Source organism: Rhodococcus sp. YL-1 (genome assembly GCF_001942025.1).
GTDB classification, from domain to species: domain Bacteria; phylum Actinomycetota; class Actinomycetes; order Mycobacteriales; family Mycobacteriaceae; genus Rhodococcus_F; species Rhodococcus_F qingshengii.
Genome location: NZ_CP017299.1, coordinates 5,026,651 through 5,042,819 on the forward strand (window position 1 = coordinate 5,026,651; position 16,169 = coordinate 5,042,819).

General features: G+C 61.9%; 13 protein-coding genes, 4 tRNA genes and 1 riboswitch. Of the genes, 6 read left to right on the plus strand and 11 right to left on the minus strand.

What is annotated here, in order from left to right; all coding sequences use genetic code 11:
- The first annotated feature begins 5 nt into the window (after positions 1 to 5).
- Complete coding sequence (locus tag BH682_RS23215) at positions 6 to 1,541, plus strand: CYTH and CHAD domain-containing protein (protein ID WP_075834241.1); 1,536 nt, start codon at positions 6 to 8, stop codon at positions 1,539 to 1,541.
- Between the two features lie 49 nt (positions 1,542 to 1,590).
- Positions 1,591 to 2,481 carry a universal stress protein gene (locus BH682_RS23220; protein WP_007733903.1) on the plus strand — a complete coding sequence of 297 codons (891 nt, stop codon included), beginning with the start codon at positions 1,591 to 1,593 and terminating at the stop codon, positions 2,479 to 2,481.
- A gap of 54 nt (positions 2,482 to 2,535) precedes the next feature.
- On the opposite strand, the gene BH682_RS23225 is transcribed toward BH682_RS23220, so the two are convergent.
- Positions 2,536 to 3,276 carry a VIT1/CCC1 transporter family protein gene (locus BH682_RS23225; RefSeq protein WP_007733901.1) on the minus strand — a complete coding sequence of 247 codons (741 nt, stop codon included), beginning with the start codon at positions 3,274 to 3,276 and terminating at the stop codon, positions 2,536 to 2,538.
- A 131-nt stretch (positions 3,277 to 3,407) separates the two neighbouring features.
- Here BH682_RS23225 and BH682_RS23230 point away from each other — a divergent pair, with 131 nt between their 5' ends.
- Positions 3,408 to 4,166, plus strand: coding sequence for an SDR family NAD(P)-dependent oxidoreductase (locus BH682_RS23230; protein WP_042922254.1), 759 nt, complete (start codon positions 3,408 to 3,410; stop codon positions 4,164 to 4,166).
- A 3-nt stretch (positions 4,167 to 4,169) separates the two neighbouring features.
- On the opposite strand, the gene BH682_RS23235 is transcribed toward BH682_RS23230, so the two are convergent.
- The 10 genes from BH682_RS23235 to BH682_RS23280 form a co-directional block, all read right to left on the minus strand.
- A complete protein-coding gene (locus BH682_RS23235; protein ID WP_007733896.1) occupies positions 4,170 to 4,802 on the minus strand; it encodes a TetR family transcriptional regulator in 633 nt (210 codons plus the stop codon).
- Between the two features lie 114 nt (positions 4,803 to 4,916).
- Positions 4,917 to 6,260 (minus strand): putative lipid II flippase FtsW, encoded by a 1,344-nt coding sequence (gene ftsW / locus BH682_RS23240; RefSeq protein WP_223304427.1) that lies wholly within the window; start codon positions 6,258 to 6,260, stop codon positions 4,917 to 4,919.
- 257 nt (positions 6,261 to 6,517) lie between these two features.
- Positions 6,518 to 7,879 carry an MFS transporter gene (locus BH682_RS23245; protein WP_190287598.1) on the minus strand — a complete coding sequence of 454 codons (1,362 nt, stop codon included), beginning with the start codon at positions 7,877 to 7,879 and terminating at the stop codon, positions 6,518 to 6,520.
- A gap of 69 nt (positions 7,880 to 7,948) precedes the next feature.
- Positions 7,949 to 9,343: an NtaA/DmoA family FMN-dependent monooxygenase gene (locus BH682_RS23250; protein WP_075834245.1), complete on the minus strand. Its 1,395-nt coding sequence runs from the start codon at positions 9,341 to 9,343 to the stop codon at positions 7,949 to 7,951.
- Positions 9,344 to 9,372: 29 nt separating this feature from the next.
- Positions 9,373 to 10,452, minus strand: coding sequence for an LLM class flavin-dependent oxidoreductase (locus BH682_RS23255; RefSeq protein ID WP_058226171.1), 1,080 nt, complete (start codon positions 10,450 to 10,452; stop codon positions 9,373 to 9,375).
- Positions 10,453 to 10,456: 4 nt separating this feature from the next.
- A riboswitch (SAM riboswitch) is annotated at positions 10,457 to 10,552 on the minus strand.
- A gap of 179 nt (positions 10,553 to 10,731) precedes the next feature.
- Positions 10,732 to 12,360, minus strand: coding sequence for an ABC transporter substrate-binding protein (locus BH682_RS23260; RefSeq protein ID WP_075834247.1), 1,629 nt, complete (start codon positions 12,358 to 12,360; stop codon positions 10,732 to 10,734).
- A 241-nt stretch (positions 12,361 to 12,601) separates the two neighbouring features.
- A tRNA-Phe gene (locus BH682_RS23265) sits at positions 12,602 to 12,678 on the minus strand.
- A gap of 70 nt (positions 12,679 to 12,748) precedes the next feature.
- Positions 12,749 to 12,822 (minus strand) — tRNA-Asp (locus tag BH682_RS23270).
- A gap of 135 nt (positions 12,823 to 12,957) precedes the next feature.
- A tRNA-Glu gene (locus tag BH682_RS23275) sits at positions 12,958 to 13,030 on the minus strand.
- A 112-nt stretch (positions 13,031 to 13,142) separates the two neighbouring features.
- On the minus strand, positions 13,143 to 13,796 hold the full coding sequence (locus BH682_RS23280; RefSeq protein WP_075834249.1) for a TetR/AcrR family transcriptional regulator: 654 nt from the start codon (positions 13,794 to 13,796) through the stop codon (positions 13,143 to 13,145).
- Between the two features lie 405 nt (positions 13,797 to 14,201).
- Between BH682_RS23280 and BH682_RS23285 the strand changes: the two genes are divergently transcribed.
- The 3 genes from BH682_RS23285 to BH682_RS23295 all read left to right on the plus strand — a co-directional run bounded on the left by BH682_RS23285 (position 14,202) and on the right by BH682_RS23295 (position 16,166).
- On the plus strand, positions 14,202 to 14,693 hold the full coding sequence (locus tag BH682_RS23285) for a MarR family winged helix-turn-helix transcriptional regulator (RefSeq protein WP_007733882.1): 492 nt from the start codon (positions 14,202 to 14,204) through the stop codon (positions 14,691 to 14,693).
- Positions 14,690 to 16,081, plus strand: coding sequence for an MFS transporter (locus tag BH682_RS23290; RefSeq protein WP_075834251.1), 1,392 nt, complete (start codon positions 14,690 to 14,692; stop codon positions 16,079 to 16,081). Before BH682_RS23285 ends, BH682_RS23290 begins: the two co-directional genes overlap by 4 nt.
- Before the next feature lie 12 nt (positions 16,082 to 16,093).
- Positions 16,094 to 16,166, plus strand: a tRNA-Lys gene (locus BH682_RS23295).
- The last annotated feature ends 3 nt before the right edge of the window (positions 16,167 to 16,169 follow it).

Consider the following 16,169-nt stretch of genomic DNA (forward strand, 5'->3'; position numbering starts at 1 on the left):
ACCAGATGAGCAAGACCGCCGTCGTACCCGAAGCCGTACGGGAGATCGAGCGCAAGTACGAGGCGCCGGCCGAGCAGGAAGTTCCCGCCTTGGGCGGACTTCCCGGTGTTGTCGGCGAACCGGTCCACGACTCGATACAGCTCTCTGCCACCTACTTCGACACCGCGGACTACCGGTTGCTGGCCGAGAAGATCACGCTGCGCAAGCGTGAGGGTGGCGACGACGCGGGGTGGCACATGAAACTTCCCGCAGGCCAGGACGCTCGAACCGAAATCCAACTTCCCCCGGACGAGAGCACCGATGTGCCCTCGCCGCTGTCGAGTCTGATCCGGGCGATCATTCGCGGTCACGATCTGGTGCCGGTCGCCCTGATCATCACCGATCGGGAGCGCACCAGGCTCAATGGCGAAAACGGTGTGCTGCTTGCCGAAGTGGTCTCCGACACCGTCATCGCCTGCAAGGCAGACGGTTCCGGAGAGTCGACGTGGCAGGAAGTCGAGGTCGAACAAGGCGCAGGCGGGCAAGAGCTGGCCGATGCAATCGAGTCGGTTCTACTGGGTGCCGGGCTGGAGCGCTCTGCGAGTCCGTCCAAACTCAAACGAGCACTGGGCACGTCGGTCACACCGTACGCCGGTCACGAGGTCACCTCGGGCAAGGCGTCGAATCCGCGGATTCTGTTGCGTAATTACCTCATCGAACAATTGCGCGCACTGGTCGCCGCGGATCTCGGCACGCGTCGGGCCGACGACGAAGCCGTTCACGACTTCCGGGTTGCGGCACGTCGCATCCGCAGCGCTCTGCAGTCGTACGCCGGCCACTCCCCCAAGACCGACGATCTCATCACGGATCTGCGGTGGATCGGTGGAAAGTTCGGTGACGCCCGCGACGTCGAGGTCCAGTGGGAGCGTCTTGTGGAACGCCTCGGCGAAATCGACGAGATGCCCGAGCGAGAAGCTGTGCGAGCTCGAATCGACGAGTTCTTCTCTGCACGTGGTGAAACCGCCCAGGAAACAGCCCTCGAGGCGCTCGATTCCGAGCGATACACCACGCTGCTCGATCGCCTCGACGAGTACGTCGGCGACCTCGAATTCGACACCGCCACCCACCGCGTCGGAAAGAAGGCATCGGCACGAGAGTTGGCCCATACCCTGCGGCACCTGGCACACAAGGTCGGTAAGCGGGTCGATCACGTCTTCGATGCCGATAGCCGCACCGAGCGTGACGAGCGAATGCACCGCGCCCGCAAGGGAGCCAAGCGGATGAAGTACGCGATCGAGGTCATGGAACCCGTGTCGAAGAGCCGAGCGAAGCGTGCACTGAAGCATTTCAGCCACTTCCAGGATGTTCTCGGCGAGCACCAGGATTCCGTTGTCGCCCAACATCATCTACTTGCAATGGCAGCCGAGCAGGAGCATACCTCGCTCACCAGTTTCGGATTGGGCATGGCCTACCGACGAGAACTGGAAATAGCCGACGGGCAATCGACCCTGCTACGCAAGACGTGGAAGGAAGCCGTGAAGTCAGCATCGTCACTCTGGTGACGTCGCTGTAACCAGTCGACCGATCTCGATCATTTCAGAGGGAGTAGACATGAACACACTTGCAGGACACCAGGATGTCGTCGCCGGTATCGACGGATCCGAGGCCTCGACGGCGGCGGCCCGGTGGGCGGCCTCCGTCGCGAACGCGGTGAACTCACGACTGATTCTGGCGCACGCCCTGCCGCAAGAGGGCCCGATCTACAGTCCCGCTGCGGTGATGTTGCAGTCACAGTTCCTCAGCCAGATCCGCGAAGACGGCGAGGCGATCGTCGATGCCGCCGCCACGGTGATTTCGGCCGAATTCCCCGGACTGACCATCGAATCCGAGATCGCGCCAGGGCCGGCGTCGACGCATATCCTCGAATCCTCGGGTACCGCACGCCTGATCGTGATGGGGTCGACCGGATCGGGTGCACTGCGCTCACGGCTGCTCGGATCGACCGCACTGAAGGTGGCCAATCATGCAACCTGTCCGGTCACCGTGTGGCGTGGTTCGGCGGAGAATCCCGGTCCGGATCAGCGTCCCGTCATCGTCGGAGTGGACGGAAGCGCGTTGAGCAAGAAGGCCGTCGAGTACGCGTTTCGTTATGCCGATCAGTTCGACGCGCCGCTCATCGCGGTCCACACCTGGCAGGGTTCGTCCACCTTCCGCGAAGGCGGAGCGGGAATCCTGATCGACTGGGAGGCTGTCGAGCAGGAGGAATCGGCGCTACTGGCGGAAAATCTAGCCGGTATGGCCGACCAGTACCCGGACGTGCCGGTCACCCGCATCAGTGAACCCGGTGCCGCTGCTCCCGTCATGCTCAAATACGCCGACGACGCACAGTTGATAGTTGTCGGAAGTCACGGACGCAGTGCGATGGCCGGCGCCGTGATGGGCTCCACCAGCCAGAATCTGCTGCACCATGCGCCAGGGCCGGTCATGATCTGTCGCGCCTGAATTGCTGTGCGCCTTTATTAACCCCCCGCGGTTAATAAAGGCGCACAGCAGGGGTCAGGCGAGACCCGTGCCCACCAGCTGACCTACTCCGTACGTCACGGCCATGGCCAGCGCGCCGCCGATCACCACGCGTAGCACCGCTCTGGTCTTGCGAGCTCCGCCGAGCGTCGCGCTGATCGTCCCGGTCAGCGCAAGTGCGATCAGCACCGCGAAAAATGCGATGGGGACGCGGATGCCTGTCGGCGGCACCAGAATTGCGACCAACGGGATCGCCGCGCCGATCGTGAACGAGATTGCCGACGAAATCGCTGCATGCCACGGATTGGTGAGATCGTCTGGATCGATACCCAATTCGACTTCTACGTGCGCCGCGAAGGCGTCGTGCTCGGTTAATTCTTCGGCGACGCGGCGGGCCGTCTCCGGACTCAATCCCTTGTTCTCGTAGATCTCGGTCAGTTCCTGAAGTTCAGCCTCCGGGGTCTCGAGGAGTTCCTTCTTCTCCTTCTGCAGGAGTGCGCGTTCGGTATCCCGCTGAGCGCTGACCGAGACGTACTCGCCCAACGCCATGGACACAGCGCCGGCAACCAGTCCAGCAAAACCGGCTGTGAAGATTGCTGAGCGCTCGGTTGTGGCTGCCGCAACACCGACCACGAGGCCTGCGGTCGAGACGATTCCGTCGTTTGCACCCAGAACACCTGCACGCAGCCAGTTCAGGCGATTGTTCAAACTCGGTGCGTGAGGTTCCGATTCCCCACCGGGCGCCCCGTCGGTCAACTGCACACTGTCTCCGGACATGGCAACAGATTAGGACGATCAGTCCGGTTGCGATAGCAATCTGAGCCTGTCCTTCGCGCACTGATATATTCCGATTGGCACCCCAACCAAGCATTTGTTAGGTTTGGAATCGGCAGACATCTGGAGGCATTGTGAGCGCAGTACGCACCGCTTTTGTCAGCGGCGGAACCGGTGGAATCGGGTCGGCGATCGCCCTGACCCTTGCCGAACGCGGACACGACGTCGCCTTCACCTACCGAAACAACAAGGGCGCTGCCGAGCAACTGAGCGAGCAGATTCGAGCGCATGGCGTGCGCGCCCACTCGTACTCTCTCGACTTGACCGACGAGTTGTCGATCAGCGCCGCCGTCAACGATGCGGTCGATGATCTGGGCACATTGACGACGCTGGTCCACGCTGCGGGACCGCACGTCCCGATGACGCACCTCTCACGTGTGACGCCGGCGTTCTTCACCGAACAACTGAACCAGGAGGCCGCGGCGTTCTTCACCCTCGTCCACACCGCCCTGCCTGCGCTGCGTGCATCCTCGGGTTCGGTGGTGGCGGTGACAACCGCGGCAACGGATCGCTTTCCCGTGCGCGACGGACTCTCCGCTGGCACCAAAGGGGCTGTCGAACAACTTGTTCGCGGATTCGCCGCAGAGGAGGGACGCTACGGCGTCCGGTTCAACGCTGTAGGACCAGGCATGTTGACGGACGGAATGGCGGAGCGCCTGATCAGCTCCGCCGAACTCGACCAGGACGCGCTCGACGTGACGATGAGCCGAATCCCGTTGAAGCGCTTCGGATCAGCTGCCGACATCGCCGAAGCAGTATGTTTCCTCGCAAGCGACGCGGCCGGATTCATCAGCGGCCAGAAGCTCAACGTCGACGGTGGCTACACCGTCTGAGCGCTATCCGCCCAACTTGCGAAAGACCAGTCGCACGGCAAGTTCCAGGTGCGCCATCACCTCGTCCGTCGTCATCCGGCCCGCAACCCACGAGACGAGACTCGACATCCAGACGTCGTCGATCACCTTCACCGCGTCCAACTGCTGCTGCGAGACTTCCTCGACACCGATCGCCTTCGCGAACATCTCGGTCACGACCCCACCGAGCGCGTTGAGTTCCGGAGTCGCCGACGCGTCCGCGAACATGTACGCCCGAACCAACGCTTCGTAACGGAGGTGATCGGTCTCGAGGACTTCCGTATTCTTGCGCAGCACAAACAGAATCCGGTCCGACGGAGTCTCGCCCGGGATTACAAAGTCCTGGAATCTGTCACGCAAACCCTCGAACATCCACAACAATGCGACGACGAGCATGTGGTTCTTGGACGGGAAATACCGGTAAACAGTGCCGATCGCGACGCCGGCGCGATCGGCCACCGATCGCATCTGCACCGCGTCGTAGCCGCCTTCGGAGGCGGATTCCATTGCGGCGTCGACAATCCGGCGAAAACGCGCTCGCTGCGACGGCGTCGTACGACGTCCGGTCACCGAGCTACGTTCGACCACCGACTGGTCTGCCTTGTCGCCACCTGCCATGTCCACAACCCTTATTAGACGTCGTTTTGCCGACTCCCAATGTAGCCGCCCAACGCAATTGTCGGGTGCATGACTGCCCGCTTCCGAACTGCCCGCCAGTGGAACTGGCCCAGATCAGGAAGCGCGCCGCGGCCGATCGGATCGGCCGCGTCTACGTGGATCTTCCGACCAGTCGCGAGAGGGTGCGCGTCGGCCCGGAGCTGGAGCCCGGCGCCTGTCGGGTTGCGGCGCGCGTCGTTCCGGTCTGCGTTGCCCAGTTGGAGCAGGCTGGGCGCGGCGAGCGGGCGGCCTCCGTCGATCGGTCTGTGGCTTCTTGGCAATGCCGAACCGAGGCTTGCCGAAGACCAGCGGTATCCAACCGCGACCGCTGCTCTCGGCAGAGGCGACAGCCTCGGGCTCACGGAAGGCTGCGTGCGCGATGAGCCCGAACATTAGCAAGGTCGTGATCATCGACGTTCCGCCCGCCGAGATGAGCGGTAGTTGCAGACCGGTCACCGGAATCAGGCCGACGACGTAGGCGATGTTGATGAACGCCTGCACGACGATCAACGTCGTTGCCGTCGCTGTCATGACTTTGAGGAACGGATCAGTGGACCGTTTCGCGATCCGCAGCCCGACGATCAGAACCGCGGCAAAGAGAGCGACGACGATCAGCGCGCCGACCAGACCCAACTCTTCACCGATCACGGCAAAAATGAAGTCGTTGTGCGCCTGCGGGAGATAGCTCCATTTGGCGTCGGACTGTCCTAGACCGCGACCGAAGATGCCTCCGTTCGCCAGTGCGTACTTGGCCTGAGTGCTCTGGAAGTTCAAACCCTGCGGGTCGAGATCAGGATTGAGGAAAGCCTTGATGCGATCCGAGCGGTAACCAGCCGTAAGCCCGAGCACGAGAAATGCGACTGCGGAACCGAGTGTGAGGCTGATGAATGTCTTCATCCGAAACAGCCCGAACCACAGCACCGACATGAAGATGATGCCGATGGTGATGGTGGTTCCGAGGTCCTTCTCCAACACCACCAGAACCAGAACCAGCAACGTCGTACCGCCGATCACCGGCAGCGCGCGGTTGACGTCCATCCGCGCCTTCATGAACGACGCAACCGTCGCTGCGGACCAGATCGCCAGAGCAAGTTTGGCCAGCTCCGACGGCTGGAAGGAAATGCCCGCGATCACAAACCAGCTGCGAGCACCCATTTGTTCCGAGCCGATACCTGGAATCAGCACCAGGACAAGCAGAACAAGACACAGGATCAGCAGCCACGGGGACGCTCTACGCATCGTTTCGGTCGGCAACCGCACGACTGCCACGAACATCACCAAGCCGATCGCCGCGAACATGCACTGGGGCCAGAATCTGGCATAGGACGTCCCGGACAGAACATAGGATTCGACGCCCGAAGACGACAGCACCATCAGCAGTCCGAACGCGACGATCAGCACGACCAGACCGACGATCATATGGAAATCGAACAGTGGCCGATTCGTCCACATCGCCGTTCGAGCGCGGAAGGGTGTCGATGTGCGGTCACGTTTGTCCGACGCTCCACGGGGTGAGTTAACTGGCTCTCCACTCCCGCGACCGTTGGGCTTGTCTTCACTGCGACCGGTCACCACACAAGTATCGTCCCACGACTCCTAACCCATGGGTAACACAAGTCCCATGAGTCACACGGGCTCGGCCTCCCGAGGTCCATGTAGACCCACGAAATACCAGGTCACGTCCTTCGCCGGCGTCGGTCTGCCACCGCCCCCGCCAACGAGAGCGTCAACATGACCACGCAGACGGCAAGCGCGATCCCGAACGCACGTCCATATCCGTCGGGCGAGCATCCGAGCACACCGAGATACAACCCCGATACCGCGGCCAGCGAGATGGTCGCGGACAGTCGCTGCGACAGCTGAAGGAAACCCGCCGCAACTCCGTTCGCACCCGCCGGTGCATATTCGAGAGTCAGCACCCGATTGGGCGCGTCGACCAAGCCGCTGGCAACTCCCGACAACACCGCCAGGACTACCAGCACCGGGATCAGATGTTCCCGCGGAATCAGATTGACCGCTGCGATGTACCCGAGGATGACAAGGATCTCGCCGACTATGGCAAAAACCACTGCACTTCGGCCGAACCTGGCAACCAGCCGCCATCCGAAAGCCGAAGTCAGGGCCATCGCGAGTGAGCTACCGGTCATGATCAACGCCGCACTCAGCGGGACGAAGCCCAAACCTTCGATCAGATAGAGGCTGAGCACCGCGTTGACGGCGAGGATGGATCCGAACCAGAAGAGTGCAACCGTTGTACCGAGCCGAAATCCCCGAGAGGCGATCAATGACGGAAGCAGTACCGGCGTCCCACCGCGTGCGGCGTACCGACGTTCCCAGAACCAGAAGGCAACGGCAGCGCCGAACGCACCGATCAGGAAAGCCGCAGCCACAGTGACACTGGTCCGGGTCACGATGGGCCACAACAGGAGCCCGGTCGTAGTCGCCAGCAGACACAGCCCAACCGGATCGATCGATGCGCCCGATCGGGTAGTTCGATCACGGCGCAGAAAGCGAAACGCCAGAATCAGTGTGATCAGAGCAAACGGCACGTTGAGAACGAGAAGCAACCGCCATCCGAAGTCGGCGTCGGAATACTTCAGCAGAACGCCACCGAGGATCGGTCCGGAAACGCCGGCCAGACCACCCGCGGTGCTGTACGCGCCCAACGCCTTCGCCCGAGCCTTTCCGGACACCCGGTCGGTGATGATGCCGAGCACCTGCGAACTGATGGTGCCTGCGCCGATCCCTTGCCCCAGCCGGGCCAACACGATCATCGACGGATCCGACGCACACGCTCCGAGGATTCCCATCACCGCGAAAATGCTCAGGCCCGCCAAGAACAAGCGTCGACGCCCGACGACGTCACCGAGTCGGCCCGCCGGCACCAGGGCCAAGCCGAAAGTCAGCGAATAGCTCGCAAGGATCCACTGCACCTCCGAGGTCGACGCGCCCAGCGACGCCCGGATCGACGGAACCCCGATTCCGAGCACCGCCGAATCGAGAAGAGTGGTGAAGCCCGCGGCTACGCAGACGATGATCTCCCAGCGGACGGCCGAATCGAGCTTGGTGGATTCGGCCGCCGCTGTGACCGTGTGGGACAGGACCCGTTACCCCGCAGCTTCAGACGTGGCCCGACGCGTGAGCGGCGGTCGCAACCCCAAGTGCTCTCGCAGCGTCGACGTGGAGTACTCGGTGCGGTACGCCCCACGCTCCTGCAGTTCCGGGATCAACCAGTCGACGATCTCGTCGAGCCCGGTCGGCACCAGGTACGGCGAGATGTTGAAGCCGTCCGAAGCTCCGTTGCGCACCCAATGGACCAACTGATCTGCGACCTGCCCCGGAGTGCCCGCAAAACCCGAACGCTGCGAGGTCTCGATAGCGACCTGACGTAGGGACAGATTCTTTGCCTCGGCAAGAGCACGCCATTCACGTGCGATCGCAATGGGGTCGTTGCCGTCCCGCGCGGAACCGCGCGTCTCCGAAACCGGGCGGGCAACCGGATCTTCCTCGGGGAGTGGACCGTCGGGGTCTCGATCGGAAAGGTCCTTACCCCACACCAGTCCGACGAGAGAGAGGGCAGTCTGACCGGTGAACTGGCCTTCGAGGACCCACCGTGCCTTCTCCTCGACTTCGGACTCGTTCTCCGCCAACACGATCTGCGTGCTGGGCAAGATCTTGACGTCGTCCTCCGGTCGCCCGACGCTACGCAACCGAGCCCGAATGTCGTCGGCGAAGTCGAGTGCGCCGTCGAAATGCGTCCCGTGTCGCGAGAAGATGACGTCGGCGTGCGTCGCCGCGAAATCGCGTCCAGTCGGCGAATCGCCCGCTTGAAAGATGACCGGATGTCCCTGTCTGCTGCGGGGAAGCGTCGGCGTCACGGAGATGTCGAACTGCGAAGTCTGGCGGCGTACGTCGCTCACGGCTCCCGGAGTCGACCAGTTCTCGGACGTGCGAGAGTCCGAGATCGCGTCGTCGGCCCACGAATCCCACAGTGCCCGTGCAGTTTCGATGAACTGCCCGGCACGCTCGTAACGCAGGGCGTGGTCGAGGAAACCACCGCGACGGAAATTCTCTCCCGTCCAAGCGTTGTCGGTGGTGACCGCGTTCCAGCCGGCCCGTCCGTCGGAAAGTAGATCGAGGCCGGAGAGTCGACGGGCGAGGTCGGCCGGTTCGTTGTACGTGGTGTTCTGTGTCGCGACCAGCCCGATCTTGTCGGTGATACCGGCGAGGGCGGCCAACTGCGCAATGGCGTCGGGGCGGCCGGCGATATCCAGATCGAGAATCTTGCCGTTCTGCTCGCGAAGGCGAAGGCCCTCACCGAGGAAGAAGGCGTCGAACAGACCTCGCTCGGCGGTGAGTACCAAGCGCCGAAACGTCTCGAAGTCGATCTGGGATCCGCTCGAGGAATCGGACCAGATGGTGGTGTGGTTGACCCCCTGGAAGAAGACGCCGAAGTGAACGTGAGCGTCGGGTCGAGGTACGGCGGAGCGTGATGCAGTCATAGCCGAAATGTCCTTAGCGCGAAGTCAAGTCAGGAGGAGTGGACGAATCGATTTGCGGGCCGCTGCAGGCCGAGGTTGCCCCTCAGAGTCGATCCCGGAACCGGGCGTCGCGTCAACCCGGCCTTGGACAGCGCCGGAAGCACGAATTTGGCCAGCACCGGAAGGTCCTCGTCGATCACGAGAGGGTGAAAATGAACACCGTCGAGGTGTCCGGCCAATTCCTTCAGAACCACGGCCGCTTCCCCCGGATCTGCAGCCAGGAGCAGTCGGCCGGTGACGACGGCATTCCCGTACGAGTTCAGCTCGGTCCTCCGCTGCGCCGCAGACAGATTCGGCGTATCGAATGCCACATCGACCTCGGCGAACACCAATGACGCGCCCTCATCGCGCGCCTTGGCAGCCGACTGTGCAATGGTCTCCACCGAATCACCGGAAACGAGAACAACATCCGGCTGGCGTGGATCGATTTCGCCGTAGCGGCCGAACACCACCAACTGGCCTTGAGGCGGCCGCGGAACGATTGCCGGCCCCTTCACCGAGAACGTGTCGCCCTCGAAATTGACGTAATGCAGACGATCACGTTCGAGGAAACGCCCACTGAGATAGTCACGAACGACGGCGTCGTCCTCCCACGAGTCCCAGAGATCGGTCACAACGGTGACCGAATCCCGCTGCTCTTGCTGACGCGCCGACTCCGTTGTTACCGGAGCCCTCCCCCACGCCCTCGCCGCGGCATCGTCTTCGACCGGAACAGCAAGCCAGCCGCCACGCCCACGCGAGGAGTAGTCCAACGTCGCCAATTGCGAGGACGTATGAAACGGTTCGGCGTACGTGGTCCCGACGACGGGGACCAGCCCGATCGTGCTGGTTGTCGCCGCCACGTACGACGCCCTCGAGACGGCATCGATGCGGCCGACGACGTCACCACTCGGGGGGAGGATGGAATCGTCGAACGTCGCGAACGTGAAGCCGGCATTCTCGGCAGCCGCGACGCGATCGCGCACGGCTTTGCCTGTGAGCAGCTGGTCCGGGCGGTGTGAGCTTCGGCGCCAGGCAGCGGGGTGAGTGCCCTCGCCGTCCAGTTCGATACCCACGGCAAATACAGTCATGTGTCCTCCATCGGTCCTGGCGGTAGCACCCACACTGCGGTTAGGTAGCGGGTTGCTGCGGCATCATCGAGCCAGGTCTCTCAGCCACTCTGGATGGTGGATGCAATCTATGCGGGCCACGCTGGGCAAGTCAAATCACGCTTGTCGAATCATATTGACCTACAACATATTTCAATACAATCATCCTGATCGAAAGGGTTGCGCAACGCTAGCCGACGTAGACACGAAAGAGCCCCGCCCGACTCGCGTCGGACGGAGCTCTCGGTGTGCGCTGGTACGCTACGTCGCGCCCATCCATGCCTGATCGAACAGCATGATGCCGGTTGCAGTCGGAACCACACCGTGCACGTTCTTCTGCCAAGCCCAGAACGACGTGAGCCCGCCGATCGGCGCCGACGGAACCGTCTCGTTCCACAGCGTCTGAATTTTGCCGATGATCGCAAGAGTCGACGAATTGTCCTTGGCCTGTTGTAGATCTGCGATCAGCTGATCCATCGCCGGGTTCGCATATCCAGCAGTATTCGCCATCGAGGTGCTGTTGGTCGTGGAGAACAATCCGAGATCGAGAATCGACTCGTACATTCCGATGCCCGCGTGCGCGAGGTCGAAATCGTGCTTGACGTAGACGTTCTGCACGATGTCGCCGGCGTTGTTGGCCAAGATCAAGTTCACCTCGAACCCGACGGCCTGCAACAGTGACTGCACGGCGAGGCCGATCGCGTGGTCCTTCGGCTCACTGAGAACGACGTAGTCGAGGCTGCCGTCGTACCCGTCTGCCTTTGCCTGATTCAGAAGTTCCTTCGCCTTTTCGGGGTCGTAGGCAATACCCGGTGTGTCTACATGCCATTGAGACGTCGGACCGAACAACTCCGAGCCCGGCAGTCCCTCACCGTTTTCCACTCGCTGATCGATCAACGTGGTGTCCAGCGCGTAGCCGATGGCCTGGCGAACGCGAACATCCGAGCCCGGTCGGCCCTCACGGTTGTTGACGATCTCGGCGCTGCCGGCATTGAGCACGTCGATGTAGCCGGGGTAACCAGCGGACTTGGCAGAATTGATCGCCGACGTGAGGCCGCGAATGTAGGCGACATCGAGCTGACCGCTGTTCAATGATTCGAAATTGGCCTGCGGGCCGTTGAGCGCAACCATCCGCAACTTGTCCAGCTTGGGAGCGCCGCCGTAGTAGGACGGGTTGGCCTTGAAGATTCGCTCGACGCTCGGTGTGAAGACATCTTCGGTGAAGGGTCCGGCTCCGACGGCGGTGAACTTGTCGCCCTGCTGCGAACTCGGGGCGACGATCATCCCGTGCCCGAGAGCGAGCATCGACGGAAAACGCATCCACGGCGTCTTCAGCTTGAATTCCACCGTCGTCGGACTGCTTGCCTGCGCCGATTCCACCGAAGCCAGCCACAGTTCGGCGCCATTGCCCTTGCCCGCGTTGTACCGATCGATGCTCGCGATCACGGCGTTGGCGTCGAGGGTGGTGCCGTCACTGAACTTCACACCGTCGCGAAGTTCCAGCGTCCAGGTGGCTCCGTCGTCAGCTGTCTCGAGCGATTCAGCCAACTTGGGCGCGAACTCGCCGCTCGCAGTGTTGTAACTCATCAGGACGTCGTACACAGCAGCGAAGGCCTCACCGCCGGAACCGCCGCGCGCGGCCGTCTTCGTCGGGTCGAGTGAGGGAACGAGCACCTGTACGCCGTACGTCATGGTCCCGCCGGCCACCGCAGTTCCCGGATCGGGCTGCTCGTTGACCATGCCGGTCACGATGTCCGCCGACGCGGTCGTCGTATCGGTCCCGCTGTCGTCATTGCTGCTCGCGCAGCCCACCAACAGAACCCCGGTGCCGAACAATGCGACGGCGACCCGGCTGACTTTCCCGATGCGCCAAGATCTCGAGTGCGACACGGAGATTCCACCTCACTTTCAGTAGACGCAGCCACGGATCGGCCGCAATCGGCTAATAGTGATGTCCTCTGTGGAGTGACGCCCAGCACGTTCCCGGTGACCGGAAACATTCACGGAGACAAAGGATGCGCATAACTGAGATGATCGGGCCGAGTGGTTGACGGCGACTGACATCCGAATACGAAAAAGCTCCAACCTTATGTTCGAAGAACATGAGATTGGAGCTTGTCGATAAGAATTATGGTGGCCAGGGCCGGGATCGAACCGGCGACCTTCCGCTTTTCAGGCGGACGCTCGTACCAACTGAGCTACCTGGCCGGACGGCACCCGAACCGAATGCCTATCGCATTGCTTTGTTCTCAACCGATTGATTGAGAACAAAGCTTTGCGACCCTGACGGGACTCGAACCCGCGACCTCCGCCGTGACAGGGCGGCGCGCTAACCAACTGCGCCACAGGGCCTTGCTTTTTCCTTGCTGTGAAACCGTACTACATCTTCGAGCCGCTCCCAAACCACTGTCCTGGCCTGGCATTTGTGCATCTCAAAGCGTGTCGTGCGGGTCAAACCATACTGCATCGTTTCGCTTTCGCAAAACGTACCCCCTACGGGATTCGAACCCGCGCTACCGCCTTGAAAGGGCGGCGTCCTAGGCCGCTAGACGAAGGGGGCCCGCCGGATCTCTCCGAACTAGTACCCCAACGGCGTTCCGTTGGGAGCTTGGATAGCTTATGGCACGGCATTCGGAAATCACAAATCGCCTGTTCACGGGCAGAAAAGTGCACTATTCAGTGCCAGGGAACTCGACTTGGGGCCACCCGTCACGATGGAACGTCTCCAACCACTGCGGCGTAGCCATGGCTTCGAGGACTACTTCGAGAGACTCCTCGAACCACTCGCCCAGATCTCCACTGGAGGCAATCAGGTCTGCCATGTACCGCTGGCCGGCAAGGCTCGCTGCCAGTACACGCGTGAATTTGTCCGGGTCGGCGTCTTCTCGGAGCAAACCGTCGTCCTTGGCACGCAATGCCAACTCATAGGCGGTCTTTCCCCAGACCTGCCCACCACCGGACTGCACATCCTTGTAGAACTCGGGCTCGATGATCAGCCGGAATTCCGCCTGCACGATCACCTCGGCACGGAAGACCTCGGCAATGTCGAGCACGAGACCGTGCAAAGCGACGAATGGATCGAGGTCTGTTCTCTTGGCCCAACGATCAGTAATTCCAGTGAAGGTTTCGATAGCCGAGGTCAGAACCGCTCGCGCCAACTCTTCCTTGGACTGGAAATGGAAATACATGGCGCCTTTGGTGGCGCGGGAGCCCTCGAGGATCGTGTTCACCGACGCAGCTGCATAGCCGCGCTTGGCGAATTCGACTGCAGCCGCTTCGACCAGGGCGGCGCGGGTACGCCGCGCACGCTCTTGTTGACGTGCCATTTACGGTGTTGTGCCTCTCGCAGAGTTGGTACGCAGAGCCGCCGTGATCGGCGCCTGTCATCCCCCGAAACTTCACAATATCCCCTCCAACACACCCTACGTAAGGACTAGAGCCATACCCGCCAAAAGTACTAGACGCAATCGGCTGTTCAGGGGACAAGAACCGACTTTATGCCCAAAAGACACCAAGTGGTATGGTTTTGGCCGCTCGGGTGCGCCGCAGGGGGTGCGCATCCGAGCTTTTTCGTGCCCGAGATTCTGATAATTCGACCTCGCAGACGGAACTGCTTCGCCGACCGATGGACAGCAGTCCCAAGGTTTTAAACAACTAGTGCAATTGTTTATTCCCCCTTTTCCGTCGAAACCGTGCTGGCAGCATCGAAACAACACAGTTAGACTGTCTAAATGAACGTTGGAGAGGGTCGCAGCAAGGCTCGAGACGAGATCGACGTACTTTGGGACGATCTGGGTGCCTTCGTCCGACGTCTACGCACCAAACGCAACGACCACAAGCTCACGCCGAGCCAGATCCAGGCCCTCGGCCACCTCGACCGACAAGGTCCGTCGACCGCCAAAGAGTTGGCAAAATTCGAGCGCGTCACACCGCAATCAATCGCAAAGACCGTGGCCGCGCTCGAAGAACAGGGCATGGTGACGCGAAGGGCGGATCCATCGGACGGCCGCGCGGTCTTGGTCACGATGACCGAACTCGGCACATCGACCCTTCACGAAGACCGAACGAAACGAACAGAGTGGCTGGCTGAGGTCATCGACGCCGAGTGCACCGAAGCCGAGCGTGACTTGCTTCTGATCGCCGGCCGAATCCTGCGCAGACTAGGCCAGGGCGAGTCCCCAGCATCGACATCGATATCAGAGGAGTCACTGATGAACTCGTGACCCCCGTCGTCGAAACGCCGACCCCCCAAACTCCCGTTCCACTGAAACTGAGTCTTGCTCTCGGCTCCGGAACCGTTCTTCAAGCGCTGAACTCGTCGATGATTGCCGTGGCAATCGTCCCGATCGCCACATACTTCGGTTCCAGTTCAGGCACAGCGTGGGTCATCTCGGCCCTCTACATCGCGACTGCGGTCACGGCGCCGGCGGCTGGTCGACTCGGATCGATCTTCGGCGCCAAACGCGTCTACCTCGCCGGATTGGGCCTGATCGCTGCCGGATCGATCCTCGGCTCGCTCGCCCCGTCGCTGGGCTGGCTGATCGCCGCACGAATCCTGCTCGGAATCGGCACGGCGACACAGTATCCGAACGCAATGACCGTCATCCGCGAATACGCTGACCGCCACCGGACTCAAACCCGTTCAGCTATAGCAACACTCACCATTTGCGCTCAATCGGTCGTCGCGCTGGGGCCCACTCTCGGCGGGTTGTTGGTCGGCACACTCGGTTGGCAATCGATCATGTGGGTGAACCTCCCACTTGTCGTCGTCACTGCCGTATGGGTCTTCTTCGCCGCCCCTAGCGACTCCGCCCTGCCCGACCGGGCCGGCGCCGCTGCGTTGTTCAAGTCTCTCGACCCACTCGGTATCACCCTGTTTCTGGCTCTGACGACATCGACGATGCTCTTTCTCCTCTCTCTCGCCGAGCACGCGAAGTGGTACCTCGTCCCGTCGACGGCCCTCTTCGCGTTCCTGTTCGTCTGGTGGGAACGTCGAACGGCCTCGGCGTTCATCGACGTCCGCGCCGTCGTCCGAAACCGCGCACTGAGCATGACTCTCGGCCGGACCCTGCTGACTTACACAGCGTTCTACTGCATCTTCTTCGGACTCCCCCAGTGGCTACAGGTAGCCCGCGGAATGTCACCGATCAGCGCCGGGCTCTTCATGCTGCCCGTCGCTGCGGTCGGGATCTTCGCGACCATGTCCGCGTCCAGGGTGTACGGGAAATTCGGCGCACGGATCACCCTCCTGATCGGCACCGCCGCGTTGGCTGTCGGCGGGATTCTGATTGCCTTTGTCGAATCGAGTTCGACTCCCCTAGTGGCACTCCTGCTGATAGCGGCGATCCTGGGCATCCCCAACGGCTTCAACAACATGGGAAACCAGAACCTGATCAACTCGGTGACCACCTCCGCCGACGTCGGGACCGCGATCGGCCTTTACCGAACAATCCAGTACATCGGCGCCAACCTTGCGGCCGTCGTCATCGAGCTGACCATGCGCGGAACCATCGACGACGCGGGTCTGCATCGCACGGGCGGGACCATCGCCGTCATCGGAATCGCCCTTCTGGTGGGGGTGGTGTTTTCACGGACTCTGCGGTCCCGTTAGACTCTGCGCCGCGCCCCTATAGCTCAGTTGGTAGAGCTACGGACTTTTAATCCGCAGGTCGTAGGTTCGAGTCCTACTGGGGGCACAA